General features: G+C 71.9%; 14 protein-coding genes and 1 pseudogene. 7 read left to right on the forward strand and 8 right to left on the reverse strand.

Annotated elements, in window-relative coordinates; translation table 11 throughout:
- Position 1 precedes the first annotated feature (1 nt).
- Positions 2-1,192 carry an ABC transporter substrate-binding protein gene (locus tag Phou_RS36630; protein ID WP_246274134.1) on the reverse strand — a complete coding sequence of 397 codons (1,191 nt, stop codon included), beginning with the start codon at positions 1,190-1,192 and terminating at the stop codon, positions 2-4.
- Positions 1,193-1,372: 180 nt separating this feature from the next.
- Between Phou_RS36630 and Phou_RS36635 the strand changes: the two genes are divergently transcribed.
- The 5 genes from Phou_RS36635 to Phou_RS36655 all read left to right on the forward strand — a co-directional run bounded on the left by Phou_RS36635 (position 1,373) and on the right by Phou_RS36655 (position 7,393).
- Entirely contained in the window at positions 1,373-2,176 is an 804-nt protein-coding gene (locus Phou_RS36635) for a PaaX family transcriptional regulator (RefSeq protein WP_246274135.1), read from the forward strand.
- 43 nt (positions 2,177-2,219) lie between these two features.
- The gene (locus Phou_RS36640) at positions 2,220-3,113 is read left to right on the forward strand and encodes an RNA polymerase sigma-70 factor (protein ID WP_246274136.1); all 894 of its coding nucleotides are present in this window, start codon (positions 2,220-2,222) and stop codon (positions 3,111-3,113) included.
- A 127-nt stretch (positions 3,114-3,240) separates the two neighbouring features.
- Positions 3,241-3,996: an SDR family oxidoreductase gene (locus Phou_RS36645; RefSeq protein WP_173065877.1), complete on the forward strand. Its 756-nt coding sequence runs from the start codon at positions 3,241-3,243 to the stop codon at positions 3,994-3,996.
- Between the two features lie 151 nt (positions 3,997-4,147).
- A complete protein-coding gene (locus tag Phou_RS36650; protein WP_173065881.1) occupies positions 4,148-6,895 on the forward strand; it encodes a helix-turn-helix transcriptional regulator in 2,748 nt (915 codons plus the stop codon).
- Between the two features lie 36 nt (positions 6,896-6,931).
- Positions 6,932-7,393: a hypothetical protein gene (locus Phou_RS36655; RefSeq protein ID WP_173065885.1), complete on the forward strand. Its 462-nt coding sequence runs from the start codon at positions 6,932-6,934 to the stop codon at positions 7,391-7,393.
- A 16-nt stretch (positions 7,394-7,409) separates the two neighbouring features.
- Here the strand turns inward: Phou_RS36655 and Phou_RS36660 are convergent, their stop codons facing one another.
- The 7 genes and pseudogenes from Phou_RS36660 to Phou_RS36690 form a co-directional block, all read right to left on the reverse strand.
- Entirely contained in the window at positions 7,410-8,087 is a 678-nt protein-coding gene (locus tag Phou_RS36660; RefSeq protein WP_173065888.1) for a DUF4352 domain-containing protein, read from the reverse strand.
- Positions 8,075-9,748 (reverse strand): Hsp70 family protein, encoded by a 1,674-nt coding sequence (locus Phou_RS36665; protein ID WP_173065891.1) that lies wholly within the window; start codon positions 9,746-9,748, stop codon positions 8,075-8,077. Before Phou_RS36665 ends, Phou_RS36660 begins: the two co-directional genes overlap by 13 nt.
- A 66-nt stretch (positions 9,749-9,814) precedes the next feature.
- Entirely contained in the window at positions 9,815-10,744 is a 930-nt protein-coding gene (locus Phou_RS36670) for an ABC transporter ATP-binding protein (protein ID WP_218579436.1), read from the reverse strand.
- The gene (locus tag Phou_RS36675; RefSeq protein WP_173065894.1) at positions 10,741-11,691 is read right to left on the reverse strand and encodes an ABC transporter ATP-binding protein; all 951 of its coding nucleotides are present in this window, start codon (positions 11,689-11,691) and stop codon (positions 10,741-10,743) included. The genes Phou_RS36670 and Phou_RS36675 overlap by 4 nt, the downstream gene beginning before the upstream one ends.
- Complete coding sequence (locus tag Phou_RS36680; protein WP_173065897.1) at positions 11,692-12,624, reverse strand: ABC transporter permease; 933 nt, start codon at positions 12,622-12,624, stop codon at positions 11,692-11,694. It lies immediately after the preceding gene.
- Positions 12,621-13,528, reverse strand: a pseudogene (locus Phou_RS53570) (ABC transporter permease). Before Phou_RS53570 ends, Phou_RS36680 begins: the two are co-directional and overlap by 4 nt.
- A 172-nt stretch (positions 13,529-13,700) precedes the next feature.
- Positions 13,701-15,410, reverse strand: coding sequence for an ABC transporter substrate-binding protein (locus Phou_RS36690; RefSeq protein WP_173065900.1), 1,710 nt, complete (start codon positions 15,408-15,410; stop codon positions 13,701-13,703).
- A 215-nt stretch (positions 15,411-15,625) separates the two neighbouring features.
- Here Phou_RS36690 and Phou_RS36695 point away from each other — a divergent pair, with 215 nt between their 5' ends.
- Both Phou_RS36695 and Phou_RS36700 read left to right on the forward strand, forming a co-directional pair.
- Complete coding sequence (locus Phou_RS36695; RefSeq protein WP_173065902.1) at positions 15,626-17,545, forward strand: cellulase family glycosylhydrolase; 1,920 nt, start codon at positions 15,626-15,628, stop codon at positions 17,543-17,545.
- A 56-nt stretch (positions 17,546-17,601) separates the two neighbouring features.
- On the forward strand, positions 17,602-19,107 hold the full coding sequence (locus tag Phou_RS36700; RefSeq protein ID WP_173065905.1) for a phenylacetate--CoA ligase family protein: 1,506 nt from the start codon (positions 17,602-17,604) through the stop codon (positions 19,105-19,107).
- Positions 19,108-19,125: the final 18 nt, after the last annotated feature.

Raw genomic sequence — 19,125 nt, forward strand, 5'->3', positions numbered from 1 at the left:
CTCAGCCACCGGTGAGCGAGGCGAGCTGGGACTTGGCCCACTCGGTCGGCACGAACGCGCCGCCGGTGACCGTGTTGATGGAGATGAAGTCCGGCTTGAGTCCACTGTGGTCGGTGGCCGAGTAGGCGTAGGTGCCGTTGGGGGTGAGCAGCCGCAGCCCTTCCAGTGCGGCGCGTACCTCGGTGCGCTCGGTGCCGCCGGCCGCCTCGACCGCCGCGACGAGCAGCTTGACCGCGCTGTACCCGTCCTGCGCGAACTGCGGCGGCGCGTAGCCGTACTTCTGGGTGAACGCGGTGGTCAGCTCGTCGACCGCCTCCCGCTGCTTGCCCGCCGGCAGGTGGGGGCCGACGACGCCGATCGAGCTGGAGACGGTGACGCCTTCGGCGGCCGCGCCGGCGGGGTCGAGGAACAGCTTGCTGGCCTGCGCTCCGGTCAGCATGAGCGGGATGTCGAGGCCGGCCGTCGCGTACCCCTTGGTGAACGCGACCGCGGGCGGGCCGGTGGCCCACACGGTCAGTGCCTGCGCCCCGGACGTGCGCACGTGGGCGTAGACCGCGCCGAACTCGGTGGCCGTGGTCTGGAACTCCTCGGTGGCGACCAGGTTTACGCCGTAGCCGCCGGCCTTGTCCCGCATGCCCTTGAAGCCGGCGACGGCGTACGAGCTGCGGGTGTCGTAGGCGACGGCGACCTTCGTGATGCCGGTCGCCTTGTAGTACTGCAGCATCCGCTCGGCGTACGTGGCTGAGGTCGCGGGCACCACGAACACGTACGGATGGACCGGGTTGACCTGCTCGTCGGCCGGGGTGAGCGACAGGTAGGGGATCTGCTCGCGGTCGACGAGGGGGATGGTCGCCAGCGCCGAGTTGGAGAACGGCGACCCGATGATCGCGTCGGAGCGCTCCTTGAGCTGGTTGAAGGCGAGTACGGACTGGTCCGGCTGGCTCTTGTCGTCCAGCACGGTCAGCTCTATCTTGCGGCCGAGCACGCCGCCGGCGCCGTTGATCCGCTCGACCGCCAGCTCGACGGACTTCTTGTTTTCCGTGCCGAGCGCGGAGTAGTTGCCGGTGAGCGAGACGATCTGCCCGACCCGGATCGGCCCGTCACCGCCGGCGGAGCCGGAGTCGTCGCCGCAGGCGGTGGCGAGGGTGGTGGCGAGGGTGAGTGTGGCGAGAAGCGGCATGTATCTGCGCACGAGTACCTCCCAGTACTACGAGTGCGCGGGCCGTGGGGGCGGCCGACTCGCACCGCCGATGTGTGTTGCCATCTTGTTTCGGCCTGCGCTTCGACATTGAAGTTAGGCGTTCTTGCGGCGGCCGTCAACGATGTGCCTAATATCATCTGAGTCGTTACGTTGCCGTGAGGAGGCCGCCCGGTGCCCAGCCCTCAGTCGCTGCTGCTGATGCTGTTCGGCGACTACGTGCTGGACCGGGGCGTCTGCGTCTTCTCCGGCAGCATCATCGACGTGCTGGGCCGGCTCGGCGTCTCCGAACACGCCGCTCGTTCGACGCTGACCCGCATGGTCAACCGCGGCCTGCTGCGCCGCCAGCGCGACGGCCGCCGCATGTACTTCGGGCTCACCCCGAGGTCGGTCGCCCTGCTGCACGACGGGCAGCACCGCGTCTGGAAGGTGGGCGCGGTCAACGACCGGTGGGACGGCACCTGGACGCTGCTCTGCTTCTCGCTGCCCGACGCGTGGCACCGCGAGCGGCACGGCCTCCGCTCGCAGCTGGCGTGGGCCGGCTTCGGCCCGCTGCAGGGCGGCCTCTGGATCGCGCCCGGCCACGTCGAGGTCGGCGACATCGTCGGCGGCCTCGACGCCGAGGCGCAGGTGCGGGTCTTCCGGTGCCGGGCCGACGAGCTCACCGACGTCGACCGCATGGTGCGCGACGCGTACGACCTGGACGGGCTCGCCGCCCGGTACGAGGAGTTCCTGTCCCGCTGGGGCGACGGCGGTCGGCCGCCCGCCGACCCGATCGCCGCCCGGCTGTCACTGGTGGCCGAGTGGCTGCGGGCGATCCGCCGCGACCCGCGCCTGCCGGTGCGGCACCTGCCGCCGGACTGGCCGGCCGTCCGCGCCCAGAAGGTGTTTCGCGACCTGGACGTGGCGCTCGACCCGCCGGCCCGGGCGCTGGCCGCGACGCTGCTCGACACCCGCCCGGCCCTGCCGCCGGGGTAGGGGCGGCGCGGGCCGGCGAAGCCATCCGGGCGAGGATGGGCTGGTGAGTGGTGAGCCCGGGACCATGGGCGACCTCGACGAGGCGGCGGCCCTCTTCACGAGCCTGCGGCCGCGCCTGTTCGGGATCGCCTACCGCATGCTGAGCAGCGCCGCCGAGGCCGAAGACCTCGTGCAGGAGGTCTGGCTGCGCTGGCAGGGGACCGACCGCGGCGCGGTGGTCAACCCCGGCGCGTTCCTGGCGACCACCACCACCCGGCTGGCCATCAACGCGCTGCAGTCGGCGCGGGTGCGGCGCGAGACGTACATCGGGCCGTGGCTGCCCGAGCCGGTCGACACCAGCGCCGACCCGTACCTGGGCGCCGAGCGCGGCGAGGCGCTGGCCTTCGCCACGCTGCTGCTGATGGAACGGCTCACCCCCAACGAGCGCGCCGCCTATGTGCTGCGCGAGGCGTTCGACTACCCGTATGCGCAGATCGCCGACATCCTGCGGGTGAGCGAGCCGGCCGTGCGCCAGTTGGTCAGCCGGGCGCGCAAGCACGTGACCCGGGAGCGGCGCACGCCGGCGAGCGCCGAGGCGCAGAAGGAGCTGCTGGGGACGTTCATCGCGGCCGCCCGTTCCGGCGACCTGGGCGCGCTGGAGCGGCTGTTGGCCGCCGACGTGACGAGCCTGTCCGACGGCAACGGCGCGTACCAGGTGTCCCGGCGGCCGGTGGTGGGCGTGCCGCGCGTGTCGCGGTTTCTGGCCACGATCTCCGGCTGGTTCTGGGACGGTGTGGAGGTGCGGTGGGTCAGCGCGAACGGGCAGGCTGCCGCCGTGCTGAGCCGCGAGGGCACAACGCTCGCCGTGCTCACGGTCAGCGCCTGCGCCGAGGGCGTCGACCAGGTGCTGTGGATGGTGAACCCGGCGAAGCTCGCGGCGATCTCCGCGCCGGGCTGACCGGCTGGCGCCGGTTGCCCGGCCTTCGGGTGGGAAAACCTCGCGCGGGCTGTCACAAGCCGGAGGGCTGTCCGGTCCTCGCTGGTACACGGGAGCGACCGACGCCCGGCGGACACGGAGGTTTGTCATGAAGGTTGTGGTTATCGGCGGTACCGGCCTGATCGGGTCGAAGGTCGTGGCCAGGCTCGGTGAGCACGGCCACGAGGCGGTGGCGGCGGCGCCGAACACCGGCGTCAACGCGCTCACCGGCGAAGGGCTCGCCGAGGCGCTGGCCGGCGCGGACGTGGTGGTCGACGTGTCGAACTCGCCGTCGTTCGAGGACGCGGCGGTGCTGGAGTTCTTTACGACCTCCACCCGCAACCTGCTGGCGGCCGAGGCCGCGGCGAGTGTCGGGCACCACGTGGCGCTGTCGGTGGTGGGCACCGAGCGGCTGCAGCAGAGCGGCTACTTCCGGGCCAAGGCCGCCCAGGAGAAGCTGATCGAGGACGGGGCGGTTCCGTACTCGATCGTGCGCGCCACGCAGTTCTTCGAGTTTGTGAAGGCCATGGCGGATGCGGCCGCCGAGGGGGACAGCGTCCGGTTCGCGCCGGTGCTGTTCCAGCCGATCGTGAGCGACGAGGTCGCGCAGGCGGTGGGCCGGACCGCGGTGGGCTCCCCGGTCAAGGGGATGGTCGAGGTGGCCGGGCCGGAGCAGTTCCGGATGGACAGGTTCTTCCGCGAGGCGCTGGCCTTCCGCGGCGATCCGCGCGAGGTGGTCACCGACCCGCAGGCGCGCTACTTCGGCGCCGAGGTCGGTGAGCGCACGCTGCTTCCCGGTGCGGAAGCGACGCTCGGCGAGGTCCGCTTCGGCACCTGGCCCGGGCGGGACGGCGCGGGCAGGTAACCCCGGTATCACTGTCCACTATGGACTGTGGTGTGTGACCAGGTCCTGACCCGGACGACCCGCTGAAACCTTCGACCGGATGGCCGCTTCGCCGGCCGCGACCGCCGGTCTACGGTGTGCGTGCGGTCGTGCGCGGGAAAGGGCCTGGCGGATGGGGTTGACGGGTCGGGCCGCTGAGCGCGCACGGCTGGACCGGCTCGTCGCCGGGCTGGCAGACGGGATCAGCGGGGTGCTGGTGCTGCGCGGCGATGCGGGCGTCGGCAAGACCGCCCTGCTGGAGCATGCCGCCGGTCGGGCCGCCGGGGTGCGGGTCGTCCGGGTGGCCGGCCTCGAGGCGGAGGCCGGTTTTCCGTACGCGGCGCTGCACCGGCTGCTGATCCCGTTTCTGGACGGCGTCCGGAAGCTGCCCGAGGCGCAGGACCGGGCGCTGCGCGTGGCGTGCGGGCTGGCCGAAGGGCCGCCGCCGGACCGGTTCCTGGTCGGGCTCTCGGCACTGACGCTGCTGGCCGAGGCGGCCGCGGGCGGGCCGCTGCTGTGCTGCGTGGACGACACGCAGTGGCTGGACGCCGAGTCGGTCGAGGTGCTGGCGTTCGTCGGGCGGCGCCTGCACGCCGAGGGCATCGGCATGGTCTTCGCCGCGCGGGGCGAGTTCGACGGGCTGGCCGGCCTGCCCGTGGCCGAGATCGGCGGCCTGGACGAGCCGGACGCGCTGGAGCTGCTGCGGTCGTCGGCGGCGGGCCAGATCGACCCCCGGGTCGCGGCGCGCATCGTGGCCGCGACGGGCGGCAACCCGCTCGCGCTGATCGACCTGGCGCGGGAACTGTCGGCCGACCAGCTGGCCGGTGCGCGTTCGCTGGCCGATCCGCTGCCGGTCGGCAGCCGGCTCGAGGAGCACTACCAGCGGCAGGTGCGCGGGTTGCCCGAGCCGGCCCGCCAGTGGCTGCTGCTGGCCGCGGCCGAGCCGGCCGGCGACCTCGGATACGTGGCCGCCGCGGCGACGGAGCTGGGGATCGGCGCCGACGCCAGCGGGCCCGCGGAGGAGGCGGGGCTGGTGGTGCTCCGGGCACGCACGCGGTTTCGCCACCCGCTGGTCCGCTCCGCCGTGTACGGGGCGGCGTCGGGCGCCGAGCGCCGACGCGCGCACGCCGCACTCGCCGCCGTGACCATCCGGCCCGGCGACGGCGACCGCCGCGCCTGGCACCTGGCCGAGGCGTGCGCCGGCGTCGACGAGAGCGCCGCGTCCGCCCTGGAGGAGATGGCGGACCGGGCCGGTGCCCGCGGCGGCTACGCGGCCCGCGCGGCGTTCCTGGCCCGGGCGGTCGAGCTCACCGCGAACGGGCCGGCCCGTGCCGCCCGCCAGCTCGGCGCCGCCGAGGCCGCCTTCCGGGCGGGAGCGCCGCTGCAGGCGCGGACGCTGGCCGAGACCGCCGATCCGCGCGACGCCGTGGGGCGCGGGCGAGCCCTCATGGTCCGCGCCGGCGCACTGATCGCGCTCGGCGTGGAAGGCTCGTTCGCGCAGGCGTCGGCGATGCACGTGAGCGCGGCACAGATGTTCGGCCAGCAGGCGCCGGACCGGGCCCGCGACGCGCTGCTGAGGGCGATCGACCGGGCGATCACCGCCGAGCACCGCATCGCCGGTACCACGCCCGGCGAGATCGGCCAGATGATCAAGGAGGTGGTGGGCGACGCGGGGCCGGACACCGGCCCGGACCTGATCCTGCGCGCCTACCGCACTCTCGTGCAGGGCGGGTACGAGCAGGCCGTGCCCGATATCCGCCGGGCCTGCGCGTACATCGTCGACCCGGAGACCGCCGACGACGACGTGCTGCGTGGCTACCTGCCGGCGGTGACGCTGAGCATGATGCTGTGGGACGCCGAGCTTCACCGCGCGGTGATCCGGCGGGCGTCCGAGGTCGCCCGCCGCACCGGCGCGCTCTGGCAGCTCGACAGCGCCCTCTACTGCGCGACGATGGCCGAGACAAACCTGGGCAACCTGGCCGCCGCCGAGGACCTCGTCGCCGACGGCCACGAGATCCGCGCGGCGATGGGCGCGACCGACGAGGTGTGGGCGATCTACCGGCACCCGGAGCTGCTGGCCTGGCGTGCCGACCGGGACGGGCTGCCCGAGATCTTCGACGGGTCGATCCAGGCCGCCACCTGGCTCGGTATCGGCGCGGTCGAGTCGATCGGCGGCATCGGCCACCTCGTCCTGGCCCTCGGCCACGGTGACTACGCCAAGGCCCGCGCGGTCGCGCACCGGCTCGTCGAGTCCGACACCGTCGGTGTGCACTCGCGCCTGCTTCCGCACCTCGTCGAGGCGGCGGCCCGCTCCGGTGATCGCGTGCTGGCGGCGTCGACCCTGCGAACGCTGGCCTCCCGCGCCGACGCCAGCGGCACACCGTGGGCACGCGGACTGCTGGCCCGGTCGCAGGCCCTGCTCGCGCCCGCGGACGAGGCGGAGCCGCACTTCCAGCGGGCCGTCGCCACGCTCGCCGGCACCCCGGCGCGCACCGACCACGCGTGGGCCCACCTGCTCTACGGCGAGTGGCTGCGCCGCCGCAAGCGCCGCCGGGACGCCCGCGACCACCTGCGCATCGCCCTGGCGAGTTTCGACGAGATCGGCGCCACCGCGTTCGCGGCGCGCGCCGCCCAGGAGCTGACCGCGACCGGCGAGAGCCTGGACCGCCGGACGGCCGGCGCGGCCACCGCGCTCACCGCCCAGGAGCACGCGGTCGCCCGGCTCGCGGCGGCCGGCGCCACCAACGCCGAGGTCGCCGCGCAGCTGTTCATCAGCGCCGCCACCGTCGACTACCATCTGCGCAAGGTCTTCCGGAAGCTCGGCATCGCCTCCCGCCGGCAGCTGACCGCGGTCTTCTCCGGGGTCCGCCCGCAGACCTGACACAAGATGTCAGGTAGGTGCGCCTAGCGTGCGCGCATGACGAACACCGATTTCGACTTCCTCATCGGCAGCTGGGACAGCCGCCAGCGCCGGCTCAGCAAGGTACTTGTCGGCAGTGACGAGTGGTACGAGTTCGACGCCACGCTCGACTGCCAGGTGTATCTGGACGGCAACGGCGTCTTCGACGTGCTCCGCGCGCCCGAGCGGGGCATGGAAGGGCTGACCCTGCGCCTGTACAGCCCGGACGAGAAGGTCTGGCGGATCTGGTGGGCTTCGGCCGCCAGCGGCGGGCAGCTGGACGTGCCGGTGGTCGGCCGGTTCGAGGACGGGGTGGGCGTCTTCGAGTGCGACGACACGTGGGAGGGCACCCCGATCCGGGTGCGCTACCGGTGGTCCGCAGTCGACACCCCGCACCCGCGGTGGGAGCAGGCGTTTTCCACGGACGGCGGGCAGACGTGGGAGGTCAACTGGGAGGCCACGTTCACCCGCCGCGCGTAGTGGTCGAGGTCGCCGGTCAGGGCGCGAGGGTGAACGGGATGTCCTTGGTCCTGGCCGGCGACGGGTCGTCGTGGTTGAGCCAGCCGAGGTCGAGCAGCTGCAGGGCGTACTCGCCGGGTGCCGGCCAGGTCAGCGTGAACACCAGGTACTGACCCTTGCCCACCTCGTTGGGGTTGAGCAGGTCGATGGGGGCGTCGGTCGGCGCCTCCACGGTCTGCTTGTCCGGCAGGCGCAGGCGGAAGTTGGTGTCGTCGATGTTCTGCCCGCCCGGCCGGTCGTCGGCGCCGTGGTACTTGATGTCGGCCACGCACGCAAGGAACCGCTGGCCGTCCTTGACCTGCTGGCCGGCCTTGACGTTGTCGGCGCGGATCTCGCAGGTCGTGACCGTCATCGACAGCGCGCCGGCCCGCACGGTCTGGTTGGTCACCACCGGCTTGGGCTCCAGCGAGACGAAAGTGCCGGCCCCGTCGCTGAACGGCACCACCGCCTTGAGCTCGCCGCCCCCGCCGACGGTCAGCACCCCGGCGGACAGCTGCGACGGCGCGTCCTGGACGCGGAAGCCGAAGGTCACGTTGCTCTTGGCGTTGGCCGGCACCGACTCCGAACCCTGGGGGCTGCCCTGGAAGCTCTGGCCGTCGATGCTGAGGGACATGTCGATGCCGGGGTACACCGGGCGGTTGGTCAGGTTTTCCATCGCCGTCTTGACCAGCAGCGGCGGGTCCTGCGCGGCGTTGTAGGTCGCTTCGCCGAAGGTGATCTTGCGGCCGCCGTACCAGACGGTCTTGTCGATCTTCGCGGTCTGCTGGGGGCACCAGGGTCGGTGTTTTCCTGCGGCTTCTGCCCGATGGTGAGGCTGTTGGGGCTGCTCGTGGGGTTGCCGCTGGAGCTGCCGCGGTTGCCGTTGCCGGTCGGGTCCTCCTCGGACAGCAGCTGGTAGGTCGTGACGCCGCCGACCGAGAGCAGCAGCACGGCCGCCGCCGCGGCGGCGATGCCCAGACCGAGCCGGCTGCGCCCGCGGCGCGGGGTGCCGGGCTTGTACGCCGGCCCGACCGGGTCGGGCCACAGCGGCATCGGCGGCCCGGACGTGGGCGCGCCACCGCCGGGCGGTGCGGAGATCGGGCTGCCGGACCCCGGGCTGGCGGACACCGGGGTGCCCGACACCGGCATCGCGGCGGCCGGAGACATCGGGGTGGCCGGGGGCGCCGACGCCGGTGACGGCGGCGGCGCGGGGTAACCCGGCGCGGGCGACATGCGCGGCGGCGCCGGGACCGGCGGTCCGCCCGGCACGGCCGAGAGGCTGCCCAGCGCCACCACCAGCTCCGGCTGCTCGATCACCGTCGGCGGCACGCCGAGGCGCTGGTGCAGCATCGTGCTGACCAGCGGGATCCGGCTCGACCCGCCGACCAGGAACAGCCCGGCGATCTGGCCGGGGGCCAGCCCCGCGCGGGCCACCGCGACCGCGGTCAGCTCCACCGTGCGGGCCAGCCACGGCCGGGCCCGCGCCTCGAACTGCTCCCGCGTCACGTGCGCGTGCGTGTCGAACAGCGGCACGTGCACGGCCGCGGACGGCGCCCGGGACAGCTGCTCCTTGGCGGCCCGCGCGTCGTCCCACAGCGCGCGCCGCATGCGGCGCACGCCCTCGTCGCCGGAGTCGGTGAGCCGGGCCCACTGCGCGGCGTCACGCGCGGTCATCGCCTCACCCACGACCGCGACGACCTCGGCGTCGAGGTCGAGTCCGCCGACGTCGACGCCCTCGCTGGCCAGCACCTCCCACCCCTGGTCGGGGCGGCGGCGCAGCACGCTGGTGTCGAACGTGCCGGCGCCCAGGTCGTAGACGACCAGCCCGGCGCCGGGCGGCACCGGCCGGCCGAGCACGGTGGTGAAGTAGGCCGCCGCGGCGATCGGCTCCGGCACCAGGGTCAGCGACCGCAGGCCGGCCCGCTGCGCGGCGTCCGCGAGCACGCCGCGGCGGGTGGTCGCCCAGTTTGCCGGGTAGGTGAGCACGGTCGAGCCCGGCGAACCGCCACCGACCCGGGCGGCCTCCTCCGCCACCCGCCGGAGGATCGCGGCCAGCAGCTCGGCGACCGGCAGCTCCCGGTCGCCCAGCAGCACGTTGCCGTCGTCTATCCGACGCTTCGGGTTGGGCTCGAAGCGGGTGGGGTCGATGCGCGCCGCCCGCTCCGCGTCACGCCCGGCGATCAGCGGGCGGCCCACCTCGGCGTACACCGCGGAGGAGAGCAGCGGGCTGGAATCGAAAAGCAGCTGCTGCACGCGCGCACCCTGCACCGCGAGTGCGGCGACGGTGTGCGTCGTGCCAAGGTCGACGCCGAGGCGGGAGGGTTCTATTCCGAGCACGCCGCCACCGTAGCGACGCACGTCAACGCCCCATATTGGCCGGTCAGACGGTTCTGTCCAGTCTGGTCAGTCGAGCCGGGCGCAGCCCACGAGATGATCGCCGTCCGCGCTCGCCAGCGCGGGCGGGCCGCCGGGCTCGCAGGGCTCGTCCGGGCGCAGTTCGTGGTACACGCACCGCTCGGCGCCGGCGACCGGCCCGGCCGGCGTGCGCTCCCACTTGGTGTGCAGCTGCGGCACCGACGACAGCAGCGTCCGGGTGTATGGGTGCAGGGGCTCGCCGAACACCTTCCCGGTCGGGCCCATCTCGACGACCACTCCGCGGCGCAGGATCACCGCGCGGTCGCTGATGTAGTGGCCGAGCGACAGGTCGTGGGTGATGAACAGGATGCCCAGGCCGCGGGCCTTGAGGTCGCCGAGCAGGTTGAGCACGTCGATGCGGGTGGAGGCGTCGAGCATGCTGATGATCTCGTCGGCGATGAGCAGCCGGATGTCGAGCAGCAGCGCCCGCGCGATCAGCATCCGCTGCAGCTGGCCGCCGCTGAGCTGGTGCGGGTACTTGTCGAGCACCTGCCGCGGGTCCAGCCGCACCGACTCCAGCGCGGCGTCGACCCGCTTGCGCCACTCGGCGGCGCCCACCTCCGGGAAGAGGCCGGACCGGATCGTGTGCAGCACCCGGTCGGCCTTGAAGATCGGGTTGTAGCTGCTGAACGGGTCCTGGAAGACGCCCTGCACGTTCCGGTAGTACCCGGCGAGCCCGCGGCCGGTGAGCGCGGACACGTCCTGGCCGTCGTAGGTGATGGCGCCCTTGGAGACCGGCGTCAGGCGCAGCGCCATCCGGCCGATCGTGGTCTTGCCGCTGCCGCTCTCGCCGATGAGCGAGACGAGCTCGCCGGGCCGGACGGCGAAGCTCGCGTCGCGCACCGCGGTCAGCTCCCTGCCGCCGAACGCGCCGACCCGGTACGACTTCCACACGCGGTCCAGTGTCAGCATGCTCATTGGGCCTTCCAGCAGGCGACGTGGTGGTCCTTGTCGACCTCGACGAACGGCGGCTCCTCCGCGCACCGGTCGAAGGCGAGCGGGCACCGGTCCCGGAAGCGGCAGCCGGCCGGTGGGTTGAGCAGCCCGGGCGGGCGGCCGGGGATGCCGGTCAGCCGGTTGTCCGCGTACCGGACGCCGACCTCGGGCAGGGACGAGATGAGCATCTGGGTGTACGGGTGCCGCGGCGCGTGTACGACGGTGTCGGCGGGCGCCTTCTCGGCCAGCTTCCCGGCGTACATGACCATGATGGTGTCGGCGATCTGGTACACCAGCGAGATGTCGTGCGTGACCACGATCATGCTGCTGACGAAGCCGCGGTCGCGGAACTCCACGAGTGTCTGCGCCACCGCCCGCTGGGTCGACACGTCCAGCGCCGAGGTGACCTCATCCGCCACGAGCAGCCGCGGATCGAGCAATGTGGACAGCACCATGACCGCGCGCTGCTTCATCCCGCCGGACAGCTCGATCGGATAGTTGCCGAGCACCGCGGGGGAGAGGCCGACGAGGTCGAGGCGGCGTTCCAGCTCCGGGCGCACCGCCTTGTAGTCGACCCCGCGCGCGGCCAGCAGCTCGGCGATCATCTTGCCGATCTTGCGGGTGGGGTTGAGCGCGCTCATCGCGTACTGCGGGATGAGCGAGACCTTGCCGAACCGGTACGCGTTCATCGCGTCGTCGTCGGCGATCGGCAACCGCTCGCCGTCGAGCGTGACCGTTCCGTCGACGTGCCGCATGCGGGCGTCCAGCCGGATCAGGCTCTTGCCCAATGTGGACTTGCCGCAGCCGGACTCGCCGGCCAGCCCCATGATCTCGCCGTCCGCGACCGTGAACGTCACGCCGTCGAGGGCCTTCACGTCGCCGCGCAGGGTCCGGTAGTGGACCCGCAGGTTGTCGACCCGCAACGCCATCTACATCTCCCTCAGCTTCGGGTTGAACACCTCGTCGAGGCCGACGTTCATGATGTACAGCGCGCCCACGATCACGGTGATCCCGAGCCCGGGCGGGATGAACCACCACCACAGTCCCAGCTGCAGGGCGCTCCAGTGCACGGCGTTGTTCATCATCAGCCCGAGCGACACGCTCCCGGTGGGGCCGAGGCCGATGAAGTCCAGCGTGGCCGCGAAGAGTACCGCGCCGCCGAAGAGCAGGATGAACGTCATGAACAGGTAGGAGCTCATGTTCGGCGCGATCTCGCGGCGGATGATCGCGCCCGAGCTCATCCCGCTGAGCCGGGCCAGGTCGACGAAGTCGCGGTTGCGCAGCGAGAACGTCTGCGCGCGTACCGCCCGGGCCACCCACGGCCAGGAGAACAGGCCGATGAACAGCGCCTGGGACGGGACGCTGGTGATCCCGATGTACGTGTGCAGGATGATCAGCACGGCGAGTGCGGGCAGCACCAGCACGATGTTGGTGAGCATGTTGAGGAACTCGTCGACGAGCCCGCCGAAGTAGCCGGCCATGAAGCCGATCGTCATGCCGATGAGGGCGGCCAGCGCGCCGCCGAGCAGCCCGACCAGGAACGTCGACCGGATCCCGTGCGCGAACTGCAGGAAGACGTTCTGCCCGAACGTCGTGGTGCCGAACCAGTAGTCGGCCGACGGCGGCGCGCTCGGCGGCCCGACGTACTCGCCGTGCCCGTAGTCGAAGAACAGCGGCGCGACAAGGCCGACGGCCAGGAACGCGAGGATGACCGCGGACCCGCCGACGACCTTCTTGTTGCGCAGCGCGAAGTGGAGCCCGTCGCGGACCCGGCGGCGGCCGGCCGGCTCGCCGCCGACCGCGGTGGCCACCGGCACCGAGGGTGCGGCGACGACGTCGGATTCGGGATTGATGTCGGTCATGCGGCACCACCTTGCATGCCGGTCCGGGTCCGCGGGTCGACCAGGACGTAGACGATGTCGATGACGAAGTTGGCCAGCAGGACGCCGATCACGATGAACAGGAACGCGCCCTGCAGCAGGAAGAAGTCCTGGTTCTGGATGGCCTGCAGGATCAGCCGGCCCAGGCCCGGGTAGCCGAACACGATCTCGGTCACCAGCGCGCCGGCCACCAGCACGCCCAGCTGCAACGCCAGGCCGGTCAGCTGGGGAGCAGCGCGTTGCGGAAGGCGTACCGCCGGATCAGCCGGCGCGGGGCGCCCAGGGCCTCCAGGTAGTTGGCGTAGTCGGCTTCGAGCTCGTAGATGATGAGGTTGCGCATGCCGATCGCCCAGCCGCCGAACGCCACCAGGAACAGCGACAGGAATGGCAGGAACCAGTGCTGGAGCAGGCTGTTCAGGAACGTCAGCGACCAGGACGGCTCCAGGTCGAAGGCGTACCCGCCGGAGACCGGGAAGATGCCGGCCACGATCGCCAGGCTCCAGGCCAGCAGGATCGCCAGCCACATGTACGGCGTCGCGGTCAGCGCGTACCCCAGGGGCAGGACGCTGTTGTCGAGCCACTTGCGGCGGGCGGCCAGCGCGCCGACCTTGTTGCCGGCGTACCAGCTCAGCAGGATGGACGGGATGAGGAGGGCGAGCGTGTACGGGACCGCACCCATGATCACCTCGGTGACCGGGGCCGGAAAGAGCCACACGCTGATGCCCATGTTGCCCTGCAACAGCTCGGCCCAGTAGTTCAGGTACTGCCGCCACAGCGGCACGTCCAGGCCGAACACGTTGTTGTAGTACTCGCGCATCGGCGCGACCGCCTCCGGGTTGGCCACTGACTGGCGGGTCAGCATCCGGAGCACCGGGTCCCCCGGCATGAACCGGGGGATGATCCAGTTGATCGTCACCGCCACGTAGAACGTCAGCAGGTAGATCGCTACCTTCCTGGCGAAGTACCGGCCCACGCGCGCCCTCCTCTACCATCTGCGGTCTACTTTGACCATCTGCGGTCTACTTTGACCATCTGCGGTCTACTTGACCATCTGCGGTCTACTTGCTCGCGACGGGCCGGATCTGGGTGAGCATCTTGACCGCGCCCAGCTCCCAGATGTCGTTCCAGGTGCACGGGAAGTGCTTGGGCGCGCCGGGTGCCGAGGAGGGCCAGTTGGTCCAGACGGACTCGCTGTACTGGGCCCACATGCCGTTGTACCAGAGGGGAATCGCCGGCAGCTCGGTCAGGTGGATCTTCTGCAGCTCGCCGATCGTCGCCTTGTAGGCGGGGTCGTCGCTCGGCGTGCGGGCCAGCTGCTGCACGAGGTTCCAGGCCTGCGGGTTCTCGTACCGCTCGAAGTTCGCGCTGAACTGGTCCTGCTGCACCGGCAGCTGGAACAGGTAGTTGTAGTAGGTCCACGGCGTGTTGCTGACCTGGGTCCAGTTGTTCAGCAGCAGGTCGAACGTGCCGCGGGTACGGGCGTCGTCCAGCGCCGCCGCGTCCGGGAACTCGGCGGTCACGTTGATGCCGGCCGCCTGCGCGCCCTCGGCGATCACCCGGGCCGCCTCCATCCAGTCGGTCCAGCCGGACGGGACGATGAGCTTGAGGCTGATCGCCTTGCCGCCGGGCGCCTCGACCTTGCCGTCGCCGTTGGTGTCCCGGTAGCCCGCGCCGGACAGCGTGGACTTGGCCGCGTTGGTGTCGTACGTGAAGCCGGACTGGCTGGCCACGCTTTGGTCGACGTACTGGTCGAACACCGGCAGCAGCCCGGTCGGGTTGACCGCCTTGACGATGTTGCTGTAGACGCCCTCGACGATCTTCTTGGTGTCGATCGACTGGGCGAGCGCGCGGCGGAACGCCTTGTCGTTCAGCGGCGCCTTCTTGGTGTTCGGGATGAGCATCGCCGTGTTGGCCGAGAGCATGTACGGCGGCTCGGGGTAGAACGTCTTGATCTTGAAGTCGCCCTTGACCAGGTTGGTCACGCCGGGCAGGAAGTTGTTGCTCAGGTCGAGCCGGCCGGAGGTGAGCAGGCCGAGCGCCACCTCGTTGCTGGAGTTGACGATGTCGACCACGTAGGTGGGCTTGACCTCGAGGTTGAGCGCCTTCTCGGCCCACCAGCCGTCCCGCTTCTTCCACACCATGCGGTCCTGGGCGTGGGTCTGGTACACGTACGGGCCGGTGCCGATCGGCTTCTCGTTCTTGTGGGTGGTGAGGTCCTGCTCGGACCGGGACTGCCAGATGTGCTTGGGCAGGATCATCCGGTCGTAGAGGAAGTTTTCGAACTCCTGCACGCGCGGGTCGGAGAAGGTGTAGCGCACCGTGCGGGCGTCCACGGCGTCCACACTGGACAGGTAGTTCCACAGGTTGCTGAACGGCACGGCCTTGATCTTGCCGAGCTCGGTGGTGTATTTGACGTCCTCGGCGGTGAAGTCCTTGCCGTCGCTCCACTTCACGCCTTCGCGCAGCGTGATCGTGTACGTCTTGTTGTCCGCGGCCCACTCGCCCTTTTCGGCCAGCCACGGGTCGAGCTTGAGCGTCTCGGGGTTGAACAGGAACAGCGGCTCGTACACCAGGCCCTGCGTGCCGGTGGCGATGCCGGGCACGATGGGGTTCCAGTTCGTGGGCGGCTCCCAGGCGTTGCCGCTCGTGTAGAGGGTCTCGTTGCGCGGGTACTGGCCGCCGCCGGACGACCCGTCCTCGCCGGTGCACGACGTCGCCACCAGTCCGACCGCCAGCAGTGCTGCCAGGTACCGCAACCGGCTTGTCATATCCCCTCCTCCAGCTTGATGCTGAGGCCTGCGATTGATCGACATGTCCAGATGGGAACTGAACCGGGTAAGTAACGTCACTGAAACATCGTGGATCGCGGCCGTCAAGAGCCGTTTGGGCGAGCGTTGCCATGCTGCAACCGAGGTTGACACTGAACCGGTTCGGTGATGTCATCGGCCCGTCCGCACCTCGCCGGCCGTCAAGGAGCCCATCAATGCGCCGCCCCTTCGCCATGCCTCCCGCCGACCGCGTCTGGCTCGGGGTCAACTTCTGGTCGCGGATCGGCGGGCCGCGCATGTGGCCGCGCTACGACGCCCAGACGGTGGCGAAGGAACTGCAGGTGCTGGCCGACCACGGCCTCACCATGACCCGCTCGTTCTTCTTCTGGCCCGACTTCATGCCCACCCCGGACACCCTCGACGAGGCGCTGCTCGACCGGTTCGCCGACTTCTTGGACCGGCACGAGGCCATCGGCATGCGGACCGTGCCCACGCTCATCGTCGGCCACATGTCCGGCGAGAACTGGGATCCGGCCTGGCGCGGCGGCCGCGACCTGTACGGCGACGTGTGGTTCGTCGGCCGGCAGGCGTGGTTCGCCGAGCAGGTGGCCCGGCGCTTCGCCGCCCACCCGGCCGTCGCCGGATGGCTGCTGTCAAACGAGATGCCGCTGTACGGCGGCACCGGCACCGTGCCCGAGGTGACCACCTGGGCCCAGCTGCTCATCCAGGGCCTGCGCGCCGGCGGCGCCCACCAGCCGGTGTCGATCGGCGACGGCGCCTGGACGATCGAGACGACCGGCGTCGCCAGCGGGTACCGGCTGCGCGACCTCGGCCCGCTGGTCGACTGGGTGGGCCCGCACGTGTACCCGATGGGCGACGACGAGGTGCGCCAGCACCTGCGCGCGGCGTTCCTGTGCGAGCTGGCCGCCGTGGCCGGCAAGCCGGTCGTGCTGGAGGAGTTCGGCGCGTCCACCGACTTCGTCTCCGAGGAGAACCTCGGCCACTGGTACCGGCAGATCCTGCACAACTCGCTGCTGGCCGGCTCGACCGGCTGGGTCGCGTGGAACAACACCGACTTCGACGACCTGCTCGACGAGCCGCCGTACTCGCACCATCCGTTCGAGCTGCACTTCGGCGTGACCGACAGCAACGGCACGCCGAAGACCGCCCTGCGCGAGCTGGCCGACTTCCGCGCCGTTCTGGACACTGTGGACATCGCCCGCTGCACGCGCGCGGACGCCGAGGTCGGCCTCGTCGTGCCGGCGCACGTCGACAGCGCCCACCCGTTCACCGACGAGCGCGACCAGACCGCCGCGCTGGCCGCGATCGAGCAGGCGTACCTCACCGCCCGGGAAGCCGGCACGCCGGCCGCGATCGTGCGCGAGAGCGAGGGGATCGGCGACGACTGCCGGCTCTACCTGCTGCCCTCGGCCAAGCAGCTGACCGGACCGGGCTGGCGGCGCCTGGAAGCCCTCGCCCACGCGGGCGCGACCGTCTACGTCTCGTACTGCCCGGGCGGCACCGACAACCAGCGCGGCCCCTGGTACGCCGGGCTCAACGCGATCTTCGGCGTCCGCCACAAGCTGCGGTACGGGATCGTCGACCGGATCACCACCGACACCGTCGAGATCACCATGCGCGGTGACCTCGGTTCGCTGGCCGCCGGCACGACCCTGACGTTCGCCGCCGGCGGCAACCCGCACCAGCGGGCGTTCCTGCCGGTCGAGCCGGTCGAGGCGCAGGTGCTCGCCACAGACGCCGAGGGCCGGCCCGCGCTGCTGCGGCGCGCCACCGGCAAGGGCGCGCTGATCCTGAGCACGTACCCGTTCGAGGCGATGGCCGCCGCCACACCGCAGGTCAACCCCGAACAGACCTGGCGGCTCTACGCCGCGCTCGCCGAGCACGCCGGGATCCGCCCGGCCGTCCGCGCCGGCGACCCGCGGGTGCTCGTCGACCTTCTCGACCGGGCCGACGGCGCCCGGTTCGTGTGGCTTGTCAGCCAGGCCGGCGAGCCGCTGGCCATCACGCCGGACGTCGCGGGCGGCGCCACCCTCAGCGCGCTCGACACCGGCGCGCCGGTGACCACCGTGGAGCTTCCCGCGTACGGTGTCCAGGTGCTGCGCGTCGGCGGCTGACCTCTCACGGACGGTGCCGGCGGCGCGGGCACCGGAGGTCGCGGGAGGCAGCGGTGATGGACACGGGACGGCCGGCGCGGGTGCTCGACGGGCTGCGGGCGTTCTACGAGGCGCCGGCGTCCTCCGGCCCGGACGCCGGCCCCGCGGCGGCGCTCGCGCTCTTCCACGAGGCGGCCGCGACCGTGCCGGCGTACCGCGCCTTCCTGGCCGCGCGCGGCGTCGACCCGGCGGCGGTGCGCGACGCCGAGAGCTTCGGCCGGCTGCCGCTGATGACCAAGGCGGACTACCACGAGCGGTACCCGCTGCCGGAGCGCTGCCGCGGCGGTCGCCTCGACGCCTGCGACATGGTGGCGGTCTCCTCCGGGTCCTCGGGCCGGCCCACCGTGTGGCCGAGGTCGGTGCTGGACGAGCGGCTCGTCGCGGCCCGCTTCGAGCAGGTCTTCCGGGACGGCTTCGAGGCTGACGGGCGCAGCACGCTCGCCGTCGTCTGCTTCGCGCTCGGCAGCTGGGTCGGCGGCATGTACACCGCGGCGTGCTGCCGGCACCTGGCCGCGAAGGGCTACCCGATCACCGTCGCCACGCCCGGCAACAACGTCGAGGAGATCCTGCGCGTGGTGGCCGAGCTGGGGCCGCACTACGACCAGGTGGCGCTGCTGGGCTACCCGCCGTTCGTCAAGAACGTGGTCGACGCCGGCCTCGCCGCGGGCCTGGACTGGCGGCGGCTGCGGATCAAGCTGGTGCTGGCCGGCGAGGTGTTCAGCGAGCAGTGGCGCGACCTGATGGCCGAGCGCGCCGGCATGAACCGCCCGTACGCGGACGCCGCCTCCCTCTACGGCACCGCCGACGCCGGCGTGCTGGCCAACGAGACACCGCTGAGCGCCCGGATCCGCCGCTTTCTCGCCGACCACCCCGACGCCGGGCGGGAGCTGTTCGGCGAGTCGCGGCTGCCGACGCTCGCGCAGTACGACCCGGCGGCCCGCTACTTCGAGACCGACGGCGGCACGCTGCTGTTCACCGGCGACGGCGCGGTGCCGCTGGTCCGGTACCACATCGCGGACGAGGGCGGCCTGGTGCCGCACGACCGGATGCTCGCCTTCTGCCGCGACCACGGCTTCGACCCCGCCAGCGAGCTGGCCGCCGCAGGGGTACGCCCGCCGCTTGCCCAGCCGTTCGTGTACGTCTTCGGGCGCTCGCTGTTCACCGTCTCGTTCTTCGGCGCCAACATCTACCCGGAAAACGTCACCGTCGGCCTGGAGCGGCCCGGCGTCCGTGACTGGGTGACCGGAAAGTTCGTGCTCAGCAGCGTCGAGGACGCCGACCGCGACCGCCACCTGTCGGTCGTCGTCGAGCTCGCGCCGAGCGTGGCGGCGACCCCGGACCGGCAGCGGGCCGCCGCCGAGTCGATCCGCGCCGAGCTGCTGCGCCTGAACAGCGAGTTCGCCAACTACGTGCCGGCCGCCTTCCAGATGCCGCTGGTCGAGCTGCGCCCGGCCGGCGACCCCGAGCACTTCCCGCCGGGCGTGAAGCACCGCTACACGCGCCCGACCGCACCGGGTCTTTGACCCGGTACGCCTCGACGC

Source organism: Phytohabitans houttuyneae (assembly GCF_011764425.1).
GTDB lineage: Bacteria > Actinomycetota > Actinomycetes > Mycobacteriales > Micromonosporaceae > Phytohabitans > Phytohabitans houttuyneae.